General features: G+C 72.9%; 21 protein-coding genes. 7 read left to right on the top strand and 14 right to left on the bottom strand.

Going from position 1 to position 23985, the window contains the following annotated elements; translation table 11 throughout:
• Positions 1-21: 21 nt before the first annotated feature.
• A complete protein-coding gene (locus ACLQ3F_RS13070; RefSeq protein ID WP_357232824.1) occupies positions 22-336 on the bottom strand; it encodes an MGMT family protein in 315 nt (104 codons plus the stop codon).
• A 13-nt stretch (positions 337-349) separates the two neighbouring features.
• Here ACLQ3F_RS13070 and proB point away from each other — a divergent pair, with 13 nt between their 5' ends.
• Both proB and ACLQ3F_RS13060 read left to right on the top strand, forming a co-directional pair.
• The gene (gene proB / locus ACLQ3F_RS13065; protein WP_425848894.1) at positions 350-1507 is read left to right on the top strand and encodes a glutamate 5-kinase; all 1158 of its coding nucleotides are present in this window, start codon (positions 350-352) and stop codon (positions 1505-1507) included.
• A gap of 26 nt (positions 1508-1533) precedes the next feature.
• Entirely contained in the window at positions 1534-2775 is a 1242-nt protein-coding gene (locus ACLQ3F_RS13060; RefSeq protein WP_355005703.1) for a glutamate-5-semialdehyde dehydrogenase, read from the top strand.
• A 40-nt stretch (positions 2776-2815) separates the two neighbouring features.
• Here the strand turns inward: ACLQ3F_RS13060 and ACLQ3F_RS13055 are convergent, their stop codons facing one another.
• From ACLQ3F_RS13055 to ACLQ3F_RS13030, 6 genes are all read right to left on the bottom strand, one after another.
• Positions 2816-3652, bottom strand: a complete 837-nt coding sequence (locus ACLQ3F_RS13055) for a squalene--hopene cyclase (protein WP_425848891.1) — start codon at positions 3650-3652, stop codon at positions 2816-2818.
• 179 nt (positions 3653-3831) lie between these two features.
• Complete coding sequence (gene moeZ / locus ACLQ3F_RS13050; RefSeq protein WP_393219808.1) at positions 3832-5013, bottom strand: adenylyltransferase/sulfurtransferase MoeZ; 1182 nt, start codon at positions 5011-5013, stop codon at positions 3832-3834.
• Between the two features lie 123 nt (positions 5014-5136).
• Positions 5137-5958, bottom strand: a complete 822-nt coding sequence (locus tag ACLQ3F_RS13045; protein ID WP_425848888.1) for a DUF3152 domain-containing protein — start codon at positions 5956-5958, stop codon at positions 5137-5139.
• A 96-nt stretch (positions 5959-6054) separates the two neighbouring features.
• Positions 6055-6924, bottom strand: a complete 870-nt coding sequence (locus tag ACLQ3F_RS13040) for a DUF3152 domain-containing protein (RefSeq protein WP_425848886.1) — start codon at positions 6922-6924, stop codon at positions 6055-6057.
• A 5-nt stretch (positions 6925-6929) separates the two neighbouring features.
• Entirely contained in the window at positions 6930-7904 is a 975-nt protein-coding gene (locus ACLQ3F_RS13035; RefSeq protein WP_357257449.1) for an alpha/beta fold hydrolase, read from the bottom strand.
• Between the two features lie 23 nt (positions 7905-7927).
• Positions 7928-9811, bottom strand: coding sequence for a hypothetical protein (locus ACLQ3F_RS13030; protein ID WP_425849294.1), 1884 nt, complete (start codon positions 9809-9811; stop codon positions 7928-7930).
• A 1622-nt stretch (positions 9812-11433) separates the two neighbouring features.
• Here ACLQ3F_RS13030 and ACLQ3F_RS13025 point away from each other — a divergent pair.
• Both ACLQ3F_RS13025 and ACLQ3F_RS13020 read left to right on the top strand, forming a co-directional pair.
• Positions 11434-12072 (top strand): TetR/AcrR family transcriptional regulator, encoded by a 639-nt coding sequence (locus tag ACLQ3F_RS13025; protein WP_030489514.1) that lies wholly within the window; start codon positions 11434-11436, stop codon positions 12070-12072.
• A gap of 64 nt (positions 12073-12136) precedes the next feature.
• On the top strand, positions 12137-12364 hold the full coding sequence (locus tag ACLQ3F_RS13020) for a DUF3107 domain-containing protein (RefSeq protein ID WP_179781071.1): 228 nt from the start codon (positions 12137-12139) through the stop codon (positions 12362-12364).
• A gap of 75 nt (positions 12365-12439) precedes the next feature.
• On the opposite strand, the gene ACLQ3F_RS13015 is transcribed toward ACLQ3F_RS13020, so the two are convergent.
• The gene (locus ACLQ3F_RS13015) at positions 12440-13081 is read right to left on the bottom strand and encodes a ferritin-like fold-containing protein (protein WP_238689107.1); all 642 of its coding nucleotides are present in this window, start codon (positions 13079-13081) and stop codon (positions 12440-12442) included.
• Between the two features lie 417 nt (positions 13082-13498).
• On the opposite strand from ACLQ3F_RS13015, the gene ACLQ3F_RS13010 reads away from it, so the two are divergent.
• Together ACLQ3F_RS13010 and ACLQ3F_RS13005 are read left to right on the top strand one after the other, a co-directional pair.
• Positions 13499-15211, top strand: a complete 1713-nt coding sequence (locus ACLQ3F_RS13010) for a DEAD/DEAH box helicase (protein WP_357200754.1) — start codon at positions 13499-13501, stop codon at positions 15209-15211.
• Between the two features lie 88 nt (positions 15212-15299).
• Entirely contained in the window at positions 15300-16463 is a 1164-nt protein-coding gene (locus ACLQ3F_RS13005; protein WP_425848882.1) for a class I SAM-dependent methyltransferase, read from the top strand.
• Here the strand turns inward: ACLQ3F_RS13005 and ACLQ3F_RS13000 are convergent.
• Entirely contained in the window at positions 16460-16900 is a 441-nt protein-coding gene (locus ACLQ3F_RS13000) for a hypothetical protein (protein WP_357200748.1), read from the bottom strand. The two genes, ACLQ3F_RS13005 and ACLQ3F_RS13000, sit on opposite strands and share 4 nt — an antisense overlap.
• Before the next feature lie 247 nt (positions 16901-17147).
• Here ACLQ3F_RS13000 and ACLQ3F_RS12995 point away from each other — a divergent pair, with 247 nt between their 5' ends.
• Positions 17148-17564 (top strand): helix-turn-helix domain-containing protein, encoded by a 417-nt coding sequence (locus tag ACLQ3F_RS12995; protein ID WP_357200745.1) that lies wholly within the window; start codon positions 17148-17150, stop codon positions 17562-17564.
• A gap of 122 nt (positions 17565-17686) precedes the next feature.
• On the opposite strand, the gene ACLQ3F_RS12990 is transcribed toward ACLQ3F_RS12995, so the two are convergent.
• From ACLQ3F_RS12990 to ACLQ3F_RS12970, 5 genes are all read right to left on the bottom strand, one after another.
• A complete protein-coding gene (locus tag ACLQ3F_RS12990; protein ID WP_425848878.1) occupies positions 17687-18613 on the bottom strand; it encodes a hypothetical protein in 927 nt (308 codons plus the stop codon).
• Positions 18614-18955: 342 nt separating this feature from the next.
• A complete protein-coding gene (locus tag ACLQ3F_RS12985; RefSeq protein WP_425848875.1) occupies positions 18956-21079 on the bottom strand; it encodes a DEAD/DEAH box helicase in 2124 nt (707 codons plus the stop codon).
• Positions 21080-21178: 99 nt separating this feature from the next.
• Positions 21179-22282 (bottom strand): branched-chain amino acid ABC transporter permease, encoded by a 1104-nt coding sequence (locus tag ACLQ3F_RS12980; RefSeq protein WP_357229833.1) that lies wholly within the window; start codon positions 22280-22282, stop codon positions 21179-21181.
• Positions 22279-23169: a branched-chain amino acid ABC transporter permease gene (locus ACLQ3F_RS12975; protein ID WP_425848872.1), complete on the bottom strand. Its 891-nt coding sequence runs from the start codon at positions 23167-23169 to the stop codon at positions 22279-22281. Before ACLQ3F_RS12975 ends, ACLQ3F_RS12980 begins: the two co-directional genes overlap by 4 nt.
• Complete coding sequence (locus ACLQ3F_RS12970; protein ID WP_425848870.1) at positions 23169-23951, bottom strand: ABC transporter ATP-binding protein; 783 nt, start codon at positions 23949-23951, stop codon at positions 23169-23171. The genes ACLQ3F_RS12975 and ACLQ3F_RS12970 overlap by 1 nt, the downstream gene beginning before the upstream one ends.
• Between the last annotated feature and the right edge of the window lie 34 nt (positions 23952-23985).

Here is a 23985-nt window from a genome sequence, read left to right as displayed (position 1 = left end):
TTACTCACGTTCAGTCGGGGGTCACATCCCCTCATCGGGCGACCAACCCGCCGCCGCGATGTCCACACCCTCGCCGCGCAGCGGCACCCCCTCGGCCCGCAGTCGGGACCGCGCCTCCCGCTCGTGCCCCGGCGGCAGTCGACCACTCGCGGTCACCACCCGATGCCAGGGCACCGAGCCCCCGTGCCGGGCCATGATGGTGCCGACCAACCGGGCCGAGGCGCGGCCCGAGCGCTCAGACAGCGCGTCGGCCACCGCGCCGTACGACATGACCCGGCCCTCCGGGATCCGCTCGACCAGGTCGAGAACCGCCTCGACGTACTCGTCTGGAGTCACAATCCGCCACCATATGGGAACGCCGCCGGGCGGTGCGGCGGTGACCACGCAGAATGGTCGGGTGCGCGACGCAGTCACGACGGCCCGGCGGGTCGTCGTCAAGATCGGATCCTCCTCGTTGACCACCGCCACCGGCGGGCTGGCCGACGAGCGCGTCGACACGCTGGTCGACACCCTCGGTCGACTCACCGCCGAGGGGCGCGAGGTGGTGCTGGTCTCCTCCGGCGCCATCGCCGCCGGGCTCGCCCCGCTCGGGCTGTCCCGACGCCCGCGCGACCTGGCCACCCAGCAGGCCGCCGCCAGCGTCGGGCAGGGGCTGCTGATCGGCCGGTACGCGGCCAGCTTCGCCCGGCACGGCCGCACCGTCGGGCAGGTGCTGCTCACCGTCGACGACGTGACCCGGCGAGCCCACTACCGCAACGCGTACCGGACGCTGCGCAAGCTGCTCGACCTGCGGGCGGTGCCGATCGTCAACGAGAACGACACGGTGGCCACCCAGGAGATCCGCTTCGGCGACAACGACCGGCTGGCCGCCCTGGTGGCCGCGCTGGTGCACGCCGACCTGCTGGTGCTCCTCTCCGACGTGGACGCGCTCTGGACCGGCGACCCCACCAACCCGCGCTCGACCCGGATCGCCGAGGTGCGCGACGACACGGACCTCGCCGGCATCACCATCGGCGGGACCGGCCGGTCCGGCGTCGGCACCGGTGGCATGGTGACAAAGGTCGAGGCCGCGCGGATCGCCACCGGCTTCGGCATCCCGGTGGTGCTCACCGCCGCCGACCTGGCCACGCCCGCGCTGGCCGGCGAACCGGTCGGCACGCTCTTCCACCCGCAGCGGCAACGCCCGACGGCCCGGTTGTTCTGGCTGGCCCACGCCACCTCACCCCGGGGCCGGCTGCACCTCGACCCGGGCGCGGTCGCCGCCGTCGTCGGGCGGCGCAAGTCGCTGCTCCCGGCCGGCATCACCGCCGTGGACGGCACGTTCACCGCCGGCGACCCGGTGGACCTGGTGGACACCGCGGGCGCGCCGGTCGCCCGAGGGTTGGTCAACTACGACGCGGTGGAGCTACCCGGGCTGCTCGGCCGCTCCACGTCCGAACTCGCCGCGGCGCTCGGCCCGGCGTACGAACGAGAGGTCGTCCACCGCGACGACCTGGTGCTGCTGTAAGCCAACTGCCAGCTGAGGAGTAGTCGATGAGCGTCGTCGAGCAGGCGAAGCGGGCGCGGGACGCCGCCGCCGACCTGGCCACTGCCACCCGTACCGTCAAGGACGCGGCGCTGGTGGCGATGGCCGACGCGCTCGTCGCGCGTACCCCGGAGATCCTGAGCGCGAACGAGACGGACCTGGCGGCCGGCCGCGAGGCCGGGCTGAGCGCGGCCGTGCTGGACCGGCTCGCGCTCGACGCGGGTCGGGTCGCCGGGATCGCCGACGCGCTGCGTGAGATGGCCGCGTTGCCCGACCCGGTCGGCGAGGTGGTCCGCGGGTCCACCCTGCCCAACGGCCTGGAGCTGCGCCAGATCCGGGTGCCGTTCGGGGTGGTCGGCATCATCTACGAGGCGCGGCCCAACGTGACTGTGGACGCCGCCGGGATCTGCCTCAAGTCCGGCAACGCGGCGCTGCTGCGCGGGTCGTCGTCGGCCGCGCACTCGAACGCCGCGCTGGTCGCGGTGCTGCGTGACGCGGTCGCCGGGGCCGGTCTGCCCGCCGACGCGGTGCAGTTGCTCGACGCCAGCTCCCGTGACTCGGTCAAGGAGCTGATGCGCGCCCGGGGTCTCGTCGACGTGCTCATCCCGCGCGGTGGCGCGTCGCTGATCCGCACAGTGGTCGAGGAGTCGACAGTGCCGGTGATCGAGACCGGGGTGGGCAACTGCCACGTCTACGTCGACGCCGCCGCCGACCTGGCGAAGGCCGTCGCGGTCACGCTGAACGCCAAGACGCAACGCCTGTCCACCTGCAACACGGCCGAGTCGCTGCTGGTGCACGCGGGCATCGCCGACGCGTTCCTGCCGCTGGTGCTGGCCGCGTTCGCCGAGGCGGGGGTGACAGTGCACGGCTCACCCGAGGTGGCCGCCCACTCCGCCGCAGTGGTCCCGGCGACCGAGGAGGACTACGCCACCGAGTACCTGTCCGCCGACATCTCGGTGGCGGTGGTGGACTCGCTGGACGCGGCGGTCGCGCACATCCGCCGCTTCGGCACCGGCCACACCGAGGCGATCGTCACCGACTCGGCGAGCGCGGCCCGTGACTTCGTCGCGCGGGTGGACGCGGCGGCGGTGATGGTGAACGCGTCGACCCGGTTCACCGACGGCGGCGAGTTCGGCTTCGGTGCGGAGATCGGCATCTCCACCCAGAAGCTGCACGCTCGCGGCCCGATGGGCCTGCCCGAGCTGACCAGCACCAAGTACGTCGTCACCGGCGACGGTCACGTGCGCTAAAGCCCCCGCCCTCGCCCGGCCGGGGCGAGGTCGGGGCGGCTCAGCGGGGTGGCGCGGGGCGGGCCGCCCGGATCGCGGCCAGGGTGGCGTGCACGTCGAACTGGTGGCCGTCGTCGCTCTCCCAGCCGCCGTCGCTGCGCTGGGTCTCGGTCAGCCGGCGCAGCGCCCGCACCATGATCCAGTCCTGTGGGTCGACGCCGGCGCGGCGCAACGTGGCCGCCAGCCACGCCACGTCCCCGGGGGACATCTTCGGCATCCGCTCGGCGAGCGCCACCTGGATCCGGGCGGACTCCTGGAACATCTCCTGCCGGTGCAGCACGGCCGCGCTCAGCCAGCCCGCCGCGAGGTACGACGGCCAGCTACCGTCCGGGCGCAGCCGCGCGGCGAGCGAGTGGGCCGCCGCCTGCACCACCCCGGCGTACGCCCCACCGACCCGATGGTCGAGCGGACCCGACGCCCGGGCGTCCAGCCCGGCGACGGTGAGCCAGAAGCCGGCGTTGGCCGACACGAGGAACCCGGCCTCCGGGTCACCGGGACGGGCCCACTCCGGCGCCGAGTCGGCCAGCGACGCGTCCTCTTCCCAACCGCCGTCGGCCTGCTGCCGGGACGCCAGCCAGTCCAGGGCGCGGCGGGCGGCGGGACGGCCGAGCGCCCCCAGGTCGTCAAGCTCGACGAGCCGGAAGCAGGTGGCGTCGATCGAGGCGACCTCGCCGCCCCAGGTGGCCGGCCAACCGCCGTCCGGCGACTGGCCTACCTCGGCCGTCTCCAGCAACTCGGCGGGCACGGTGGTGCCGTTGCGGAGCCAGGAGAGGCGGGCGCGTTCCACCGCATCCCCGTGCGCCACGACGAACCCGATCGCGGCTTCCAAGTCGACCACGGCGGAGACGCTACCTGCGCAGACGCGATGCCGCCTCGGAGAATCGGCCAGCCCGGGATGGCTGCGTCGCTCCGGCCGGACGGCCGCTCGGCGTCATCTGCGTCGATTTGCCGGGGCGGTCGCGCGGGACGCCCCGACGCGGCGGTGTGGCCGCGCCAGGGCCGCCCCGGCTCGATCGGTCAGTACGCGGGCAGCGACGGGTCGATCTGCTTGATCCAGGAGAGCACGCCGCCCTGCACGTGCACGGCGTCCTTGAAACCGGCCGCCTTGAGCGCGGCGAGCGCCTCCGCCGAGCGGACGCCCGACTTGCAGTGCAGCACGATCTGCCGGTCCTGTGGCAGCTTCGCGAGGGCCTCACCGGAGATGATGTCGCCCTTGGGGATCAGGGTGGCGCCGGGAATCTGGACGATCTCGTACTCGGCCGGCTCGCGTACGTCGACGAGGAAGATGTCCTTGCCGGCGTCCTGCCACTCCTTGAGCTCCAGTGCGGTGATGGTCGAGTCGAGCGTCGCCTCCTGGGCCTCCTCGGAGACCGCGCCGCAGAAGTCCTCGTAGTCTTCCAGCAGGTCGGTGACCGTCGGGTTGTCGCCGCAGAGCGCGCAGTTCGGGTCCTTGCGGACCTTGATCTTGCGGTATTCCATCTCCAGGGCGTCGTAGACCATCAGGCGGCCGACCAGCGGCTCACCGATGCCGGTGAGCAGCTTGATCGCCTCGTTCACCTGGATCGAACCGATCGATGCGCAGAGCACGCCGAGCACGCCGCCCTCGGCGCAGGAGGGAACCATGCCGGGCGGCGGCGGCTCCGGGTAGAGGCAGCGGTAGCAGGGGCCGTGCTCGGCCCAGAACACCGACGCCTGGCCGTCGAAGCGGTAGATCGAGCCCCAGACGTACGGCTTACCCAGCAGCACCGCCGCGTCGTTCACCATGTAGCGGGTGGCGAAGTTGTCGGTGCCGTCGACGATCAGGTCGTACTGGGCGAAGATCTCGCGGACGTTCTCGCGGTCCAGCGCGGTGTTGTGGATCTCCACCTTGACCAGGGGGTTGATCTCGCGGATCGACGCGGCGGCCGACTCGGCCTTGGACCGGCCGATGTCGGAGACGCCGTGGATGACCTGGCGCTGGAGGTTCGACTCGTCGACGGTGTCGAAGTCGATGATGCCGAGCGTGCCGACTCCGGCCGCGGCGAGGTACAACAGGGCGGGCGACCCGAGGCCACCGGCGCCGACACAGAGCACCCGGGCGTTCTTCAGCCGCTTCTGGCCGGTCACCCCGACGTCCGGGATGATCAAGTGGCGTGAGTAGCGGCGGATCTCGTCTACGGTCAGCTCGGCGGCGGGCTCGACGAGCGGGGGCAACGACACGGTGGACTCCCCGGGATCGGCGGTGTGAACCGCGCCATTGTTGCTCGCGGGAGCCCTCCTCGGCCATGAGGGACGACACGTGGTCCGGTATGCGGGAGCGGGAATAACCGACGACCCGGCGGATCAGGGGACGATGTCCCCCGCGTAGCGACGACCGTCGAGGTACGGCCAGGCGTTGGCGACGCAGCCTTGCAGCCCGTACGTCTGCTGCTGCATCACCGGGGCGGGCTCCCCCGGGCCCGGACACGCCTCGTGCTCCTTGCCGAACTCGTGGCCCACCTCGTGGTTGATGACGTAGGTCCGGTAGGTGTCCAGCGGGGCGCCGTAGTCGGGGACCGCCTCCATCCAGCGGGCCAGGTTGATGATGACCTGACCGGGCAGGCGACAGGAGGTGTAGCGCTCGGTGGTCAACCCGCCCTCGGCGCACATCCGCTCGGACGTGACCGGGGTGGCCAGGTAGATGGTGAAGTCGGCGGCGCCGGTGTCGGCCACCCGTTGCACCCGCAGCTCATCGGACGCGATCCAACTGCGCGGGTCGGTCAGCACCTCGTCAACTCGGGAGGCGAACACGTCGGCGTCCTGGCCGGCGCCGCGTTCCACGACGACCCGGTATCGGTGCAGCGGCCCGTCCGTGCCGTACACCGGTGTCTCGCCGTCGGCTGCCGTGAAGCGTCCCGCTCCGACCGACGGATAGCCGGTGGGCGCCGGGTGCGCGGCCGCCCCACCTCCATGGCCCATTCCGCCCTGCGTGGTGGCCGGAGGCTCGACCGACGGTTCGCCGCCCCGGCTCACGGTCACCCCGATGGCGCCCGCGAGCACGAGGAGACCGAGCAGCATGCTGCGACGACGACGCCGGTGCATCCGGACGAACGCGGGACGCGCACCCCGCGACGCCGAGCTGGGCTCGGGCGGCCGGGGCGGGCCGTAAGGGGACGACGGCGTCATAGGATCAAGCCTGCCAGATTATTCGGGCATTTCTCCGTTTTCGCCGCTATTGCCGCAAGACGCCTGATGGAGCGCTCAATGGTCGGCGTGTCGTACTCAGAGGGCGGGGCCCGTGTACCGACGCCCGTTCACGTACGGCCAGGGGTTGACCCGGCAGCCGTTGAGGAACAGCGTCTGCTGCATCATCACCGGAGCCTGCCGGCCCTTGCCGGGGCAGCGCTCGTGCCGATGCCCGAGCTGGTGACCCACCTCGTGGTTGACCACGTACGTCCGGTAGACCGCCAACGGCACGCCGGCCGAGACGAAATGCGGCACTGACAACCGCCACCGATCCAGGTTGATGATCACCTGGCCGGGCGCCCGGCAGGACGTGTACGGGCGGCCGCCGATCCGGATGTCGACCCCACCCTTCGCGCACATCCGACCCGCGGTGCGGGCGGTGGCCAGGTAGACGGTGAAGTCCCGAGGCGCAGCCCCCGGCACCTGCTGGAGCCGCAACCTGCCGCTGTCGACCCAACTGCCCGGCCCGGCCAGCGCCACCTCCACCGCCTCGGCGAACTCGGTGACGTCCTCCGCACTGCCCGACTCCACAGCGACCCGGTAACGCCGCAGCTCACCCGCCCGACCCAGCACCGCGCCGGAACGGGCGTCGTAGCCGAACCCGCCCGTGCCCGCGCTCGGAACCGCGCCGGGCACCCGCAACACCGGGGGCGGGCTCGGCGTGACCGGGGGCGGGCTCGGCGTGACCGCGCCGGAGGGCGAAGGGGCGGGCGGCAGCGGCCCGGCCACCAACGGCGGCGGCGCGCTGATCTCCTCGGCAGCCAACCGCTCAGCGCCCGGATGCCCACCCGGCCCTTCAGCGATCACGGTCACCGCCGCGCCGACGGCCACCACCACCGCCACCAGTTGGGCGACCAGCGCGAAACGTCGCCGACGGCGAGCAGAATGGCGCGCTGAGCTGAGCATCCAGGTCAGCCTGCCAGATCAGACCGCCCTGCGGCGTCCCCCGTTTCGGTGAGCAGGCCGACCACCGCGCGGGCGACCAGCCGGGGGACCTCCAACTGCGCCACATGGCCGACGCCCTCGAGCATCATCAATCGGCTGTCCGGAATGAGCCGGGCGGTCTGCGGCCCGACCCGCACGTCGACCAGACGGTCCTGCAGACCACCCACCACAAGGGTCGGTGCGCGTACCGCCTCGGCCAGGCGCCACAGCGACCCCGGCCCCCGCAGGTACGCCCGCAGGAAGCTGGAGACCAGCCCACGGAACGTCCGGACGTACGCGGCGGCGTAGTGCTCGGCCTCGTACCGCACCCGGATCTCCTCCAGCGCCTCCGCCCGGCGCTGATCGCAGATCCGGCTGAGGTCGGCGACGCACGCCTCCAGCACCTGCTGGGCCATCACCTCGGGGGCAAGCTGGGTGAGATGCCGGGCGACCAGCCGCTCACCTCGGGGAATGGCGAGCACCGGCAGCATCCGCCCCTGCAACGAGCGCCGGAAATCCAGGAACGGCAGCGCCGGGGAGATCAGGGTGAGGGTGCGGACCAGATCCGGCCGGAGCGCGGCGACCTGGACCGCGACCGCGCCGCCCAGCGAATTGCCGAACAGGTGCACCGGCCCTCGACCGGAATGCTCGATCCAGCGGACGACCAGATTCGCGAAGGCCGGAATCGTGTAGCTCGGGCCCGGCTCGCTCCGGCCGAAGCCGGGCAGGTCGATGGCCTGACCGTCCAGCCGGTCGGCGAGCAGACCGGCCAGGTCGGTCCAGTTCTGCGACGACCCGCCCAGCCCGTGCACGTACAACGCCGGCTCCGCCCCGGCAGCGGTGGCCGGGGTGTCCCGGACGTACGTGACCCGGCCGTCGAGGCGGACCTCCCGGCCCGGCCATGGCGGCGGAACGCGGTCGTCGGGGAGCAGGTGGTCCGGCCAGAGGGTGGCGCGTCTCATTGCTCCAGTCTGCCTCGAACCACTCAGGACAGCAGCGCCTCAAGCCGACGGTTGACCGCCGCCAGCGTCGCCCGGACCACCGCCTGACGCGGATCACCCGCGACCAGGGCCGACCCGGCGAGCTGCTCGACCCAGCCCTCACAGACCAGCAGCGCCACAACGGTGGCCACCTCGCAATTGCCGAAGGGCACCACAGCGGCGTGCTCGACGAAACAGCGCCCCCGCTCGGCGTTCTCGGCACCGCGCAGCAACTCGTCCACAGCGGCGGCCGCCGCCACCGCGCAGAGCCGCAACACGTAGCCGTCCACCGCCGGCCCGGTGGCGTACCCGGAGGCGCTGTCGCCCCCGGCCAGCAGCCGGACCTCCACGTTCGCGTCCAGGCCGAAGGTGCTGACCTGCACGTGGTCGATCACCACCCGGGGCCCCGGCGTACCGCCGGTCTCCAGCGGTCGCGACGGCGCCGACTCCGTCGTGGTCACCTGACCACCGGAGTACGACGTGCCCAGCGTCGCCGGGCTACCGGTCGCGGCGCCGGCCGGCGCGGACGAGACCGACCCTGGTTCCTCCACCGTGGCGCGCCCCCGGTGCGGAGCGTTCGACCGGCGGCGGCGCGTCGGGTCCGTGCCGGTCCGCTGCTCCGGCCCGGCCGGCAGGGACTCGACCCGACCGCTTGACGGGCGGGCGACCGTCGGCGGCTCGGCCGACCGAACCTCGCCGGGATCGCGCGAAGCCGCGTTTCGAGTCTCCGGGGTACGCCGCTCGGCGGGCTCGGCCGCGCGACGGCGAACCGGTGGTGGTGGCGTGCTGGGCAGGCCGGGCACGTTCTGCGGGGCCGCGGCCAACCCCATCCGCTCCTGGAGCAGCCGGGCCACCTGCCGGCTCACCTCGGCCGGGTCGGCACCGTCGGCCAGGTCCAGTCGCAGACTGTGCGCCCCCGCCGGAGTGCGGCGCAGGGCCGCGTCGCGGACACCGGCCACCTCCCGGACGGCGTCCAGGATCGCGTTGACATCGAACCCCTCGGGGCGCTCGCGCAGCGGGGCTGGCTCGTCGTCCCGGCGCAGGTGAGTGGCGATGCGGGCGAGTTCCGGAGTTTCGGCGGGTGGCTCCACGGCTGGCGGCTCCGGCACGACGGGCACGTCCGGTTCCGCGGGGACGCGCTGCGGCAGCACCACCGCGCTCGCAGCCGACTGCCGGCCATCGTCGGCCGGGGACGTCGGGTCGGGAGCGGATCGGCGCGCCGCGTAGGCGGTGGCGGAGGCGGACGTCGGTGCGGACTGATCGCGGCGGCCGGAACCCTTGGGGTTGGTTGGCGGAACCGCTGCGGTGGAGGGCAGGGTGGCGTCAGTCGATGGCGAGCCGTTCACCGGCGCGGCCGGTGTGGGCGGCTCGACGGGCGACGGGCCGGGCTCGGGTGTCGCCGGCCGGAGCCGGAACGGCCCGGTCGGTCGGACGTCGGGCCGGGACCGGCCAGGCGTCTCGCCTCCGTCGCCCCCACCGGTGCTGGCCGACCGGCTGGCCGGCCACGACGGGCGCTCGACCGGGGTGGCCGGGAGCCGGCCCTCGGACCAGTCCGGCCGCTCGGCCCCGGAACTGCTCGCCGTCGGCGAACCGCTGGTCCAGGACGAGCGCTCCGCCACCAGCGACGGGCCTGCCGGAGCCGGTGGCGCGTCGGTCAGCGTGGGAGGTGGCCCGGCCGGAGCCGGAGGCGGTCCGGCGAGTACCGGAGGTGTCGCCTCGGCCGGTACGGGCGGGTCGGCCGATGCGGGGCTGGAGGCCCAGGAGGGTCGCGTCGGCGGGGAGCTGGCCGGTGCCGGATCGGCGCCGCCGGCCCAGGACGGTCGCGTCGCCGCCGCGCCGGTGGCGGGCGGTTCGGAACCGCCGGCCCAGGACGGTCGTACCGGCGGCACACTGGTCGCCGCCTCGGACCCGCCGGCCCAGGACGGCCGTACCGGCGGCAGGCTGGTCGGCGTCGGATCGGACCCCCCGGCCCAGGAGGGCCGCGCGGGCGATGCGTTGGTGGGGTCGGGATCGGCCCCGCCAGCCCAGGACGGGCGGTCGGACCGAGGTCCGCCAGTCGCCCCGGAACCCGCCCACGACGGACGGTCAGCCGGCGGACCACTGGTCGGCGACGCGCCACCGGCCCACGACGGACGGTCAGCAGGCGGACCACTGGTCGGCGACGCGCCACCCGCCCACGACGGACGGTCGGCGGGTGGTGCGCTGGTCGGTTCGGCGGGGCGTTCCGGGGTGGACGCGGATTCGACCCGGCCGGGTTCGTACGGCCGGGGCACCTCGGCGCGCACCGGCTCGTACGGACGGGGCACCTCGGCGCGCACCGGCTCGTACGGCTGGTGGGGTTCGCCGACCCAGTCCGGCGCCGACTCGTCCCGTGCAGCCGGGCCAGCCGGCTCGTCGTCCTGGCGGGACCAGGGCGGGGCCCACCCGCCACCCCAGCTCGGGCGGTTCCAGCTCGGCCCCGACCAGTCGGGCTCGGTGGCCGACGACTCCCCGGCCCGGTGCGTTTCGCCGGGACGCTGCGCGTCCCCGGTGCGATGCGCCTCGCTGGCGCGATGCGTGTCTGCCGGGCGGGAACCCTCGGAAGCGCGACCGGGCTCGCCCTCGTCGGCGGAGGCGGCCGGCCCCGGGTTGCGTCCCGAGGTGGCTGCGGGCTCGGGTGCGAGCGGGTCCCGCCAGTCGCGTGGGGCGGTCGGACTCTCGTCGGCGGCCAGCCGCTCGGCGATCGGCGCGTGGAAACCGGGTGGAACCTCGAAACCCGACGCCGCGGTGCCGACGGGTGGCACCTGGACGGCCGGCGGGGCCGAGGTGGGCAAGCCGGGCTCGGCCCAGCGGGCACGGTGCGCGGCAGCCGGATCGGCGCTGGAGTGTGGGGCGGGGCCCGGGTCGGACTCGACGGCACCCTGCTCCGCTGGCGGTGCGGGACGTTGGGCGGGCACCACGAGCCGGTCGCCGGCCGCCCCGAGGCGACCCTCCTCGGGCAGCCCAGGCGGTGCGCTCACCGGCGTGGGGCGCCCCGAGGGCGGTTCGAGACCGGGGTGGTGGACGCCGTTGACGTCGTCCGGGTGGTGCACGCCGTTGACCTGGTGGCCGTTGGTGCGGGCCGGCGACTCCGGCTCGCCCGACCGCCCCACCAGCGGCGATGGCAGGTCACCGTGCCGTGTCGAGGAGGTCCGCCAGCCCGACGCGGGGTCGGGCTGCCAGCGCGGCGCCTCATCCCGGGCGTCCTCGTGGTCGGCGGCTCGGGGCCACCCACCCGCCTGAGGCGCCCACCCACTGACGGAACGGCTCGGGTCGTCGTGCTGACCCGCTCCGTCACCGTGATCTCCCGGGGTGGCGGCTCCGGGTTGCCCTGTTTCACTCACCGCGCGCTCCTTGGTCGCCCCCGCTGAGGCTACCGTGTGCCGAGAGTGGCGATAAGTTACAGCGGCGGGCCATTTCCACGACCGAGGTCACGGGCCTCGCCCGGTCTGGGGGGAAAATGCCGGCTCGTACGGAGAACTCGGAGGATCCCATGACCGCTGCGGGGAACGGTGCACAGACCGCTGGCCGGCCCACCCGCCTGCCTCGCTCCGCGCGTCGTAAGCAGCTTCTCGCTGCGGCGCAGGAGGTGTTCGTCGCGCAGGGCTACCACGCCGCCGCGATGGACGACATCGCCGAGCGGGCCGGGGTCTCGAAGCCGGTGCTCTACCAACACTTTCCCGGAAAGATGGATCTCTACCTGGCGCTGCTCGACACGCACTGTGACGCCATCGTCGCTCAGGTGCAGGATGCGATGCGCGGCACCAGCGACAACAAGGAGCGGGTCAGCGCGTCGGTACGGGCGTACTTCGACTTCGTCGACCACGAGAGCGAGGCGTTCCGGCTCGTCTTCGAGTCGGACCTGCGCAACGACCCGGCCGTGCGGCAGCGGGTGGAGCGGGTCGAGCAGGGCTGCATCGCGGCGATCACCGACACCATCATCTCCGACACCGGGGTGAGCCGGGCGCACGCCGAGCTGCTGGCCTCCGGGCTGGTCGGCGCGGCGGAGACGGCCGCACAGTTCTGGCTGGCCGGCGGCCGACAGGTACCGAAGGCCGAAGCTGAGGCGTTGGTGGCCGCGCTGTCGTGGCGGGGCATCGCGAGCTTCCCGCTGCAAGGTGAGTCAGCCTGACCGCCGGCCCCGTGATCGGATAGCCTTCGCAGGGCGGTTCTCTCGCCCCAGTTGAGGAGGCACAGTGGAGGTCAAGATCGGCGTGCAGTACGCGCCACGCGAGCTGGTAGTGGACAGCGCGCAGTCGCCGGCCGAGATCGAGCAGATCGTCACCGACGCCTTCGCCGGCAACGGCGGCACGCTCTCCCTGACCGACGAGAAGGGCCGGCGGGTCATCGTTCCGGTCGAGAAGGTCGCCTACGTCGAGATCGCCGAGGCGTCGCCCCGGGCGGTCGGGTTCACCGTCCGCTGACCGGTCCGGCCATCGCGGCAGGTCGGCACTCGGCCCGCCTGCCGCAGGCCGGAGCCGGCCAACCCGGCCGAGTGGTCAGTTGTTCAGCCCGGCGGCGGCCATTCGCGCGGTGTGCGCGGTGGTGAGCCTGCCGAACAGCCCTGGCACGTCGACCCGGCCGTCGCGTGCGATCAGCGCGGTGAGGGTGGCCCGCTCGGCGGCGACACGGCCGGCCTGGGACAACGCCTCACCCACCAGCCGTCGGGCCCACATGGAGAGCCGACCGGCCACCCGGGGGTCGTCGGCGACGGCCACCCGGATCTCCGCAGCGGCGAAGTCCGCGTACCGGGAGTCGTGCAGGACGTCCAGCACCAGCGCCCGGTCCGGTTCCTCCAGCGCGTCGGCGATCTCGCGAACGAAGTCGTCGGTGATCGCGTCGCCCACGTACGCCTTCGTGACCACCTCCGCCCAGTCCCGCGGCTCGGTCGAGTCGTGGTACGCCTGCAACGGCTCGACATAGGGCGCCATCGCATCCTCGGGCGGTACGCCCAACGCGGTGAGCCGGTCGGCGAGGCGCCGGTAGTTGGCGATCTCAGCCGCGGCCATCTCGTTCAGCGCTGCCCGGCGGCGCAAGTCGGGAGCGAGCCGGGCATCGCCCGCCATCCGCTCGAAGGCGAGCAGCTCGCCGAAGGCGACCAGACCCAACAGGTCGGCGTACGCGGAACCGGAGGCGGACACGAGCGGCAGGCTATCGCGTGGCTGCCCTCCGCGCTGGCCCCCGTCGATCATGGAGTTGTGGTGCCCGGTTGCGGAACTTTTGAACCTTTTGTCCACCACCACAACTCCATGATCGACGGGAACGGGGTCGGGCGCGGGCCAACGGGGGCACGGGCGGGATGGAGGGCTGGTGTGGCGTGGGTCACAATTGCTTGCCCCGCGTGGCGAGTGGCCGACTGGGAATCGGGACGGGGGTATGCCTGTTCAGGTAACATGGAGCAGTTGCCGTGGGCGCCGATCTGATCGAAGCTCAGCCCGCGGCGCGCGTGCGGCCCGGTCCGGCTCGGCAATCTGCCGCCGACCGTGTGGCCCGCGTCATACCGAACGCGCCCTGAGGACATGACGGGCGCACCCACGAGAGGGCACCCCCACATCCACATGAGCGACCTGACTCAAGATTTGCTGGACGGCCAGGAACTGGCCCCCACCGCCCCGGTTCGACCGGAGGCCCCCACGTTCGCCGCACTCGGCGCCCGCGCCGAGACCGTCGAGGCCCTGGCCTCGGCCGGCATCACCCGCGCCTTCGCCATCCAGGAGTACGCGATCCCGATTGCGCTGCGCGGCGTCGACCTGATCGGCCAGGCGCCCACCGGCACCGGCAAGACCCTCGGCTTCGGCGTACCACTGCTCGACCGGGTCTTCGCCCCGGGCGAGGGCAGCGACGGCGTCCCCCAGGCGCTGGTCGTCGTCCCCACCCGTGAGCTGGGCATCCAGGTCGCCAAGGACCTGGCTGCCGCCGGCCGGACGCGTGGCGTCCGGGTGCTGCCGATCTACGGCGGCGTGGCGTACGAGCCGCAGATCGACGCGCTGCGCAAGGGCGTCGAGATCCTGGTCGGTACGCCCGGCCGACTGATGGACCTGCAGAAGCAGAAGCACCTCCGGCTCGACCGGGTGCACGCACTCGTCCTCGACGAGGCCGACCGGATGCTCGACCTGGGCTTCCTCGACGACGTCGAGAAGATCCTCGCGATGCTTCCGGAAGACCGGCAGACGATGCTCTTCTCGGCCACCATGCCGGACCCGATCGTCACCCTGTCGCGGCGATTCCTGCGCCAGCCGATGACGATCCACGCCGGGCACACCGCCGAGACCGGCCCGTCGCCGCAGACCCAGCAGTTGGTCTACCGCACCCACTCGATGAACAAGGTCGAGGTGGTGGCGCGCATCCTCCAGGCGGAGGGGCGCGGGCTGACCATGATCTTCACGCGTACCAAGCGGGCGGCCGACCGGGTCGCCGAGGATCTCGACTTCCGTGGGTTCGCGGTCGCCGCCGTGCATGGTGACCTCGGCCAGGGTGCCCGTGAGCGGGCGCTGCGGGCCTTCCGGGCCGGCAAGATCGACATCCTGGTCGCCACCGACGTGGCGGCCCGTGGGCTGGACGTCACAGGCGTCACCCACGTCATCAACTACGACTGCCCGGAAGACCAGGACACCTACACCCACCGGATCGGTCGTACCGGCCGGGCCGGCGCGACGGGTGTCGCGGTGACCTTCGTCGACTGGGACGACATGCCGCGGTGGCGGATCATCGACAAGACCCTCGGTCTGGAGATGCCGGAGCCGCCGGAGACGTACCACACGTCGCCGCACCTCTACACCGACCTGCACATCTCCACCGAGGTCAGCGGCACGCTGCCCACGGCCGAGCGCACCCGGGCCGGGCTGTCCGCCGAGATCGAAGAGGATCTGGGTGGGACGACCCGCTCCCGTCGGGGCGACAGCGGTGGTCGTGGCCCCCGACGCGGCGAGAGCCGTGGTGAGGGTCGTGGCGAGGGTCGTGGCGAGGGTCGTGGCGAGCGCCGTGGTCGGGGCGATGGCCGCCGCGACCGCTCCGACGCCGCCACGCCGGCCGCCGCCGAGGCACCTGCGGCCGACGCCGCCGACGAAGGCACCCGTACCCCTCGCCGTCGGCGTCGCCGCCGGGCCGGCGAGGCGGTCACGGCCGAGACGACCGCGGTGATCTCCGCCGACGCCGGCTCGTCCGAGCCGGCCACCGCGTCCGAGGGCGAGGCGTCCAAGCCGCGTCGCCGACGCCGCCGCCGTGGTGGCGGTTCCGATGCGGGTACGCCGGCCGAAGCGACAGCGGACTGACCACCAGCCACACCTGACATCCCCCGCACCGCCTCGCGCGGTACGGGGGATGTTCCCTTCTCCCACCCCACCTGCCGAAGATGGAACGATGCCGCAACCACTGGACGCCGCCCTGACCGAGGTTCGGGCGTTGCTGCTCGACCCCGCGCTGACCCGGGCGGTCGCCGCCGGACGTCGACGCGGTCGCCGCCCCACAGTTGAGCGGGCCGAACTGCGGCCGGTGCGGCTCAAGGCCGGGCCCCGGATGCAGATCACCACGTCCGACGGCGCTCGCCCCTACACCCGCAACCTCGCCTCCGGTCCGGAGGCCGCTGCGGCGATCGACGAACTGCTGGCCGAGCCGTTCGGCAACTGGCACGTCGAGACGGCCGACGCGACCCTTCAACTGCGGGTGACCAAGTCCGGTGAGGCGCAGGTGCACCGGGCCGCGACGTCCCGTCCGGTGGCGACACCCACCGGGAACGACCGGGCGAAGGAATACCTGCTCGACCCCGGTGACCCGATCTTCGCCGAGATCGGCGGCTCGGCGGCCAAGCGCCGCCAGGTGGACGCGTTCCTGCGGGCCCTGGCCGCTACCCTGCCCGACGACCTGACCGGTTCATTACGGGTGGTCGACCTGGGCTGCGGCAACGCCTACCTGACGTTCGCCGCGTACCGCTACCTGACGAGTCGGGGGCTCGACGTCCACCTGGTCGGCGTGGACGTCCGGGAGGACCAGCGGCGGCGCAACACCGAGCTGGCGCAGCGGCTCGGCTGGGCCGACCAGGTCAGCTTCGTGGCCGGGACGATCGCCGACGCCGTCGTCGACCCTGCCCCCGACCTGGTGCTGGCGCTGCACGCCTGCGACACCGCCACCGACGAGGCGCTGGCCCGCGCGGTGCGCTGGGAGGCCCGCTGGGTGCTGGCCGCGCCGTGCTGCCACCACGATCTGGCGAAGCAGCTCCGCGCCCATCCCGCCCCGGCCCCGTACGACCTGCTGACCCGGCAGGGCATCCTGCGCGAGCGCTTCGCCGACGTGCTCACCGACGCGCTGCGCGCCGGGTTGCTGCGGGTGCACGGCTACCGGACCGAGGTGGTGGAGTTCGTGGACTCGCAGCACACCCCGCGTAACCTGCTGATCCGCGCCCGTCGTACCGGTGCCGGGGCGACCGAGCCACAGCGCGCGGAGTACCGCGAGCTGGTGGACCAGTGGCAGGTGACTCCCCGGCTGGAGACCCTGCTGGCCGCCGAAGAGGCACCCCAGGGCGGCTAGCGTCGGCGGTCCCGGCCACCGTTGCGCTCGCTGGTAGAACGGTCGAGGAGAGACACCCGGTCGGCGGCGGGCCGCTGGGCGGCCCAGTCACCGTCGACCGGGGCGGTCGGGAATGGCACGACCTTGCCCTCGGTCTCGGCGTTGCCGGCCGCCGCGAAGGCGTTCCAGGAGATGTCGACCAGTAGCTTCTTCACCTCGGCGTGCCGGATGGCGGCGTTGTGTTGCACCGCCATCCGGGCGCCGAGCAGGACAGCGACCAGCGTGGTGGTGATGGCGCCGGTGGCGGCCAGCACCTGGAGACCGGTCGCGGAGTCGGTGCGGAGCACCAGGACCAGCAACCAGATCCAGAACGCGGCGGCGAAGACGCCGGCCTTGGCGACGAAGAAGAGGCTCACCGCACCGGGCTGGTACGGCTGGGGGCGGCTCAATTCGGCCATGGTGCTCCTCGGCGATGGTCCGGTCGCAGGCGGCAGACGACAGACGCGATGTCGGGACGGGCACCGAGCTTAATGGAAGAACGATGAAGATCGCTCGATGCAATTTTCGTTCTGCACACACGCTTCCAGAGAAAAGTCTCGCCCACGGGACAGTTTGTGCGGTCAGTCAATTGTTTCCGGCTTCTCGCGTACTACCCTCGGAAGGCGCATCGTCCCGGTGCTCCGGCAGGGGGGAAGACACGCAGGGATGGGATCAGCCGACGTATCACCGCAGATGGCCTTTGCTCGCTTCGTCCGGCGCGCCATCGATGACGCTCGCGACGAACGTGGCTGGACCGTGACTGATCTTGCCTCGCACACGGGCGTGGGCCGCTCCACCGTCTTCCGCTGGCTGGCCGGCGACTGGCAGGACTATCCCGAGTTGGCCAAGGTGCGCGGCTTCTGCGCCGCGCTGGATCTGCCGGTCGCTGCCGCGTTCCGCGCGCTCGGCCTGCCCGACGCCGGTCCAGCGCGTCGGCGACGCCACGACGACGGCCCGGTCGAGGCCGACGTCCGGGCCATCCTGGACCGGCTGGCCGACCCCACGGTCCCCGCCGAGGAGAAGCACCACATCCGCGACCTGCTCCGCTACCTGGCCCGCCGCCCCATCCGCCGAGCCAGCTAACCCGCCCCGCCCCGGCCCCGGGCCCCGCCCCTTGCGGCCGTTGATCATGAAGTTATTGCCACGACACGCCGAAGCGAAGGGCAACAACTTCATGATCAACGGGGCAGTGGCCCGGAGCCGGGCTAGGGGACGGTCAGGGTGAACTCGGCCGTTCGGACTTCCGCGTTCACCTGGAAGTCGAGGTAGAGGCGGTAGCGGCCCGGACCAGGGGTGGTCAACCAGAACTTGATCTGACCGTCCACCAACTCGGTCTCCGGGTGCACGTGCAGATAGCCGAGGTCGCCCTCGCGCAACGCCACCAGGTGCCCGTACGCCCCGAGGTACCGCTCCAACTGGGCTGCGCCACCAGCACCACCCACCCGGAAGGTCAGCGGCACTGTCGCCCCGGCCTGCACCGTGCCCTGGTAGCCGACGGTGAAGCCGTCCACGGTGGTCGAGGTGACCGGCCCCGGCAGTGGACGGGGTCGGTAGTCGCCGGGGGCCACCAGGTCCGCCCCGAGGGTCACAGCGGTCTGCGCGCCGTTGTCGGCGACCACTGTGAAATCGGCGTACGCGCGCCAGAGGCCGGGCTGCGCGAGGGTCAACGGCACCGACCAGGTGCCGTCCGCCGCCATGGTCGGGTGCAGGTGCTGGTAACCGGTCAGGTCCCGCCGGACGACGATGAGGTGCATCGGCTTGTCGTGCACGATGGCGAACCGGCTGATCGGCCGGCGCTGCGCGTCGCGCACCTGGAAGCGGAGCTGACCCGGGCGACCCGCCACGAACTCGGTGACCAGGGGCACCAGGGTGAACCCGGCCGAGCTGACCGCCAGACCGCCCGGCTCGACGGCCGCGCCCTGATCGGTGGCCGTGGCACTGCCGTGGTTGTGCGGCGCGACGCCCGGTGGGTCGGTGTGCTCGGCGGCCAACGACGGGCTGCCGGTGACGGTGCCGTTGGCGTTTAACCGGCCGAGGCCGAAGCCGAGCAGCACCGCCAGCACCAGCCCGCCGACCACCAGCGCCAGCCGGAGGGTGCTCCGGTCCGGCTCGACGGGGCCCTGGTCAGCCACGACCGACGCCCAGCGCCTGGCCGGCCTCGCCGCCAGCGATCCTGCCCGCAATGGTGCGCGCACGGGTGGAGGGCTGCTGGTCGGTCATGCCGACCACGGTACCGTCGCGCCCGGCCGGGTCAGGCCGACGCCCGGACAGCGTGGCGACCGTCGCACTCGACACCGCCCGGGAACTTTCCCACCCCGACCGGCGCAGATCGCGCCGCAGCGCCGGGCAACGCCCCGAACAGGCACGGACCACGGAGCAAATAGCGCGCCGCAGCGCCGGGCAACGCCCGAACAGGCACGGACCGCGGCGCAGACCCGAACATCGCCGAGGGAAACCGACCTGCGGGCAGCAGGTCAGCCGGCCACGGCGAGGGCGAGCGGGAGCACGTCGGTCGCGCCGGACCGACGCAGGGCCCGGGCCACCAGCGTCATCGTCCAGCCCGAGTCGATCAGGTCGTCGACGAGCAGCACCGGGCCGTCCAGCCCGGCCAGGGCGTCGGCCAGATTGGCCGGCACGGTGAAGGCGTCGTGCAGCGCGCGTACCCGTTGGGCGCTGTTGCCGCGCGGCCCGGCCGGGCCGTCGGGGCCGGCCGCGGTGACCTCGCCGAGCAGCGGCAGCCGGCCCACTGTGGCGATCCGCTCGGCCAGCGAGCCGAGCAGCCGGGGCCGCCGCCGGGAACCGACCGCGACCACCGCCACCGGCCGACGGGGCCACGGGTTGTCGCCGTGCGCCCACGCCTTCAGCACCTCCACGACCGCGCCGGCGACGTCGTCGGGCACCGGCGCGTCCGGCGCTTCCGGGCCGACGAGGGCACGCAGCCGGCTACCCCAGCCCAGGTCGGAGAGGCGCCCGACGGCCCGGCCCGGCAGCGCCTGCTCCGCGGGGGCGATCCGGCCCTTGAGGGGTACGCCCACCGCGTCGAGCCCGGTCGGCCAGAGCTTCTTCGGAGCGATCTCCACGCCGGGTCGACCCAGGAAGGTCTGCGCGGCGGCGAGCGCTGCTGTCGACACGTCTGCGGCGAAGAGTGGGTCGGCGCACCTGTCGCATCGGCCGCAGTCGACCGCCTCGGTGTCGTCCAGGCGTTCCCGTAGATACCGCATCCGGCAGTCGGACGTCGTCGCGTACTCCCGCATGGCCTGTTGCTCGACGGTGCGCGCCTCGGCGACGCGGCGCAACCGGGCCTCGTCGTAGACCCACGGCTCGCCGGTGGCGAGCCAGCCACCGCGCACCCGGCGGACCGCGCCGTCCACGTCGAGCACCTTGAGCATCAGCTCCAGCCGGGCCCGGCGCAGGTCGACGAGGGGTTCGAGGGCCTGGGTGGAGAGCGGGCGGTCGGTGTGCAGGGCCGCCAGCACGGCTCGGACCTGCTGCTCCGGTGGGAACGCCAGCGAGGCGAAGTAACGCCAGATCGCGGCGTCCTCGACGCCGGGCAGCAGCAGCACCTCGGCGTGCTCGACGGCGCGGCCCGCGCGGCCGACCTGCTGGTAGTACGCGATCGGCGAGGGTGGCGCGCCGAGGTGGACGACGAAGCCCAGGTCGGGCTTGTCGAAGCCCATGCCGAGGGCGCTGGTGGCGACCAACGCCTTGATCTTGTTGTCGAGCAGGTCCTGTTCGGCGGCGCGCCGGTCGGCGTCGTCGGACTGCCCGCTGTACGAGGCGACCGGGTAGCCCCGGGAGCGCAGGAACTCGGCGGTCTCCCCCGCTGCGGCCACTGTCAGCGTGTAGACGATGCCCGAGCCGGGCAGCTGGTCCAGGTGGTCGGCGAGCCAGGCCAGCCGGTGCGCCGGGCTGGGCAGGTCGAGCACCCCGAGGCGCAGCGACTCGCGGTCCAGGGTGCCGCGCAGGATGAGGGCGTCGCCCAGCTGCTCGGCGACGTCCTGGGTGACCCGGGCGTTGGCGGTGGCGGTGGTCGCCAGCACGGGGGTGCGTTCGGGCAGCTCGGCGAGGAACGTCCGCAGCCGCCGGTAGTCCGGCCGGAAGTCGTGCCCCCAGTCGGAGACGCAGTGCGCCTCGTCGACCACCAGCAGGCCGGTGGTGGCGGCCAACTTCGGCAGGACGCCGTCGCGGAAATCCGGGTTGTTGAGCCGTTCCGGGCTGATCAGCAGCACGTCCACCGCGCCGGTCTGGATCTCGGCGGTGATCTCGTCCCACTCGTCGAGGTTCGCCGAGTTGATCGTGCGGGCCCGGATGCCGGCCCGCGCGGCGGCCTCGACCTGGTTGCGCATCAACGCCAGCAGCGGCGAGACGATGACCGTCGGGCCGTGCTCCCCCCGCTCCCGCAGCAGGGCGGTGGCCACGAAGTAGACAGCCGACTTGCCCCAACCGGTGCGCTGGACGCAGAGCACCCGCCGCCGGTCGACGACCAGCGCCTCGATGGCGCGCCACTGATCCTCGCGCAGCCGGGCGTGGTCGCCGGCCAGCCGGCGCAGCACCGCCTCGGCCCGCTCGCGTACGGCTGCCCGCTCTGCTGTCTCCACCCGGCATTTCTACCAGCGCCGTCCGTCATACCCCTGTTGATCAAGAGGTTTGCGTCACCATCCGGTCGAATTTCGACGCAAACCTCTTGATCAACAGACTTAACGGCGGGGGCGGAGGGCTCGGGTCAGGTGGGACAGGCGGGGGGCCAGACTGGTCAGGCCGCCTGGGAAGAAGTAGACGGCCAGGATGAAGACAGTGCCCAGGACGAACAGCGGCTGGCTCAGCGGACGGCTGAGGACGGCCGGCAGGTTGTCCACCGCGTCGCTCGTGCCGAAGGCGGTGAGCCGGTGGTCCAGGTACATGTAGAGGACACCACCGAGCACCGGACCCCACCGGGTGCCCGGCCCGCCGAGCACCACCATGACCAGCAGCGACAGGGTCAGCTCGGAGGACGTGATGTGCGGCGACGCGCCGCCGACGATCAGGACGTAGACCACCCCGCCCGCCGACGCCAACCCGCCGGCCAGGGTGAACGCCACCAGCTTGTAGCGGTACGGGTCCAACCCGAGCACGCCGATCCGCCGCTCGTCGTCACGCAGCCCGGCGAGCACCCGACCGGTCGGTGAGCCGCTCACCCGGTGCACCACGAAGACCACAAGCGTCAGGTACGCCAGCGCCAACCAGTACAGGTTGACGGTGTTCGTCACCCCGACCAGCCCGGCGGGCAGCCCTGACACGTCCAGCGGCAGGCCCTCCTCGCCTCCGGTGAGCCCGCCGAAGTCCCGGGCCACCAGGATCGCGCCCACCTGGGCGAAGGCCAACGTGACCATGGCGAACGCGATGCCCACGGTACGCAGCGCCACAGCGCCGAGCAGCGCGGCGAGGATGGTGCCGCCGGTGATGGTCAGCAGCGCCGCCTGCCACAGCGGCAGACCGGCCCTGGTGACCAGGATGTCGGTGCCGTAGACACCGGCGGCGAAGTACAGCGCGTGCCCGAAGGAGAGCATCCCGGTCCGACCGAAGAGCAGGTCGTACCCGGCCGCCAGGCCGCCGAAGATCAGGCAGATGGCGAGAATCTGCAGGGTGCCGGGTGAGTTGACCGGCCCCTCGAAGATCCCCGGTAGGGAGATCGTCGAGTACGGCAGGATCGCCAGCACGACAAGCGCTACCAGCGGCAGGAACGGGCGGACCCGGTGCCACCGCCCCCGCTGCGGGGTCAACTCGTCGGGCACCTGCGCGGGAGGAGCGTCGATCACCGTCATGCCGTTGCCACCTTTCCGGCGATGCCCTGCGGGCGCAGCAGCAGCACCACGGCCAGCAGCCCGACCACGCAGATGTCGCCCAGCCCGGACGTGCCGTAGTAGTTGACGAACTGCTGCACCAGCCCGACCACGACCGCCGCGTACGCGGAGCCGACGACCGAGCCCATCCCGCCGATCACCACCACGATGAACGCGAAGATCAGCAGCGAGCCGCCCTGCCCGGGCGAGACGGTGCCGAAGTAGACCCCGCCGAGCGCGCCGGCGAGCGCCGCGGCCGCCCCACCGATCGCGAAGACCAGCGTGAACGCCTTGCGGACGTCGATGCCCAGCGCGGTCACCATTTCCCGGTTCTCCACGCCGGCCCGGATCACCAGGCCGTACCGGGTCCACCGCAGGAACGCCAGGATCGCGCCGAGCACCAGCACCGCAGAGATGATCAGCAGCAGGCCTCCGTTGGGCACCTGCGCGCCGAAGATCCCGGTCACCTGCCGGGTCCAGTCCGGACGCGGGAACGGACGGGCGTCCGCACCCCAGGTGGCCTGGAGCAACGCCACCCCGGCCAGCGACAGCCCGACGGTGACCAGCACCTGCTCGATGGTGCGGGAGTACAGCGGGCGGATCAGCACCAGCTCGACCAGGATCGCGACCAGCGTGCCGGCGGCCACCCCGAAGGCGACAGCGAACACGAAGCCGAACCCGTCCGGGCCGGCGCCCGGCAGGTTGCCCGCCGCCCACCAGGTGCCGTACGCGCCGACGCCGAGGAACAGCCCGTGCGCGAAGTTCAGCACGTCAGCCAGGCCGAAGACCAGGGACAGGCCGGACGCGACCAGGAAGTACAGCGCCGCCAGACCGAGCCCGGTCAGCGCCAACAGGATCACGGTGCCCATCAGAGCTTGTCCTTCCTCGCGACTGCGGGGCTCGCAAGCTCACTCCTCGCGCTCGGCGCAGCCGCCTCCGCGGAGCCGACACCGAGCAGCGACTTCGTCAACGCGGTCTCCAACAGCAACTCGTGGGCGTCGCCGGTCCAGGCCACCTTGCCGGCGGCCAGCACGACCGCGTCGCGGGCCAGTCGGCGTACGACGGCGAGGTTCTGCTCGACCAGCAGCACCGGCACCGACTCCGCGACCCGTTCCAACACCTCGGCCACCTCGGTAACCACCTTCGGCGCCAACCCCTTGGTCGGCTCGTCGACGAGCAGCAGCCGGTTGTCGTTGAGCAGCACCCGACCGATGGCGAGCATCTGCTGCTGCCCGCCGGACAGCGAACCGGCCCGTTGCCGTCCGCGTCGGTCCAGCTCCGGAAAGAGCGCGAAGACCTTGTCGTACGCCGGGCTGGTGCCGCGCCGCTCGGCGAGCCGCAGGTTCTCCGCGACGGTGAGCCCGGCGAACACGCAGCGGTCCTCGGGCACGTAGCCGAGCCCACCGCGGACCAGCCGGTGCGTCGGCCGGGCCAGCAGACTCTGCGCGCCCATCCGGATGGTGCCGCGGACCTCCCCGGCAGGCGGGGTGAGGCCGACGATCGCGCGCAGCGTGGTGGTCTTGCCGACGCCGTTGCGACCGAGCAGCACTGTCACGCCGGTCGGGGCGACGGTGAAGGACACCCCCTGGAGGATGTGCAGCCCGGAGATCCGGACCGACAGGTCCTCCACACTGAGGATCGGTTCCGTCACTGAGATGCCTCCGTTCGCGACTGCGGGGCTCGCA

The sequence above is a fragment of the Micromonospora sp. DT15 genome (assembly GCF_049841475.1).
Taxonomy (GTDB): domain Bacteria; phylum Actinomycetota; class Actinomycetes; order Mycobacteriales; family Micromonosporaceae; genus Micromonospora.
This window is presented reverse-complemented; position numbering and strand designations above follow the sequence as displayed.